2 protein-coding genes are annotated in these 1,399 nt (G+C 71.6%); both read right to left on the bottom strand.

Going from position 1 to position 1,399, the window contains the following annotated elements:
- A partial coding sequence (locus tag DD1DGNOD_RS18970) for a methylenetetrahydrofolate reductase (RefSeq protein ID WP_206443299.1) occupies positions 1–406 on the bottom strand: 406 nt, incomplete at its 3' end.
- Positions 407–575: 169 nt separating this feature from the next.
- Positions 576–1,399: hypothetical protein (locus tag DD1DGNOD_RS18975; protein WP_346434351.1), on the bottom strand; the 824-nt coding region annotated here is incomplete at its 5' end.

The raw sequence follows: 1,399 nt of genomic DNA on the forward strand, positions 1-1,399 counted from the left end.
CCTGAGGATGGGCGATCCACTCCCCCTGTGGATCGCCAGGCGGATCACCGCGTAGTGCCAGGACGTTGTGCACCCCTGCTCCGGCATAGCTGCCGATCACCTGTCGCAGCTCGGATACGGAATGGTTGACGGCGGTGAGGTGGCCGATCGGCGTGAGGGTCGTCTCCGTCGCGATACGTTCGGTGATTCGTACAGTCCCGGCCCGGGTCGACCCTCCCGCGCCATAGGTGACCGACACGAAGGACGGATGCAGCGGCTCCAGCTCCCGGATCGCCGTCCACAGGTGGCGCTCCCCCTCGGGAGTCCTGGGCGGGAAGAACTCGAACGAGAACGACAGCCGGCCCGAGGCGAGGAAGTCCCGTACGGTCAGCCCTCGGGTTTCCACGACGCTCCTGACCGCTGTCATGCCCTTGAGGGTAAGCCCTGCCACGCTCCGAACCCGGCACCCGACCCAACCGTGTGTGTCCCGTCCGCGACGAACAACCGGATATAACGGGTAAATCCGACAAGCATCCGCAACGCCCGGAGACGGAGCTCCAGGGCCCAGGCTCGCAACGCGCCACCCCCGGGCGTTTCTACAGCCGTGCCGGGCCCTGGGGCGCCGGGCTGCACACCTGTACCCGACCGGACCGGCTGCGCACCGACACCGTCCGCTCCGCGTGTGCGTCGAGTGGAACACCCACGGTGACCGCACCCGCACCCGGGTCCGCGGACTCGACGTCGACCGCGTACGGGCCACCCGGCAGGACGACCGTGACCGCACCGGTGTCGCTGTACGCCGCCACCTTCTCGGGTGGACGGGCGAAGTGCAGGACGACGTCACCGGTGCGACTGCGCGCGACGACACCGCCTTCGCCCAGCTCCCGCCCGGCGATGGTGCCGGAGTCGGTGACGAGCACGAGATCGCCGTCCGATCCCCACAGGGTCACCTCCCCGCGGCGGACCTCGGCCCGGACGCGGGTCACCCTCGGTAGCGTCAGCCGTATCCGGGCCTCGCCGGCACGCCCGTCAATACGCAGCAGTTCGCCCGTTCGTTCCAGGGCCGGACGCGGCCCGCCGACGCGCCGGCGGACGGTCATCTCCACCCGGGCGTCCGCCCGGTCGGCCTCGGCGATCTCAACCCGCCCGGCGGCGAGCCGGACCTCGACGGCACCCACCCCGCCCACCGTCCGGCTGACCTCCTGCGGCGGTCGGCGTAGCAGCACGAGCCCGTAGCAGGCCGTACCCAGCAGGACAGCGGCGGCCACGGCGACGAGGACATCCGTCATCGGTGTTTCCCGCCGCGGGTCCCGCCGATGGAAGTAGTCGGCACGCAGGGAACCGTATCGGGTCGAGCCCGGCGTCCGGTCGGCCACCGCGCTGCGCCACCGCGCTGCGCCACCGCGCTGCGCCACCGCGC

The organism is Candidatus Protofrankia californiensis (assembly GCF_900634765.1).
Lineage (GTDB): Bacteria > Actinomycetota > Actinomycetes > Frankiales > Frankiaceae > Protofrankia > Protofrankia californiensis.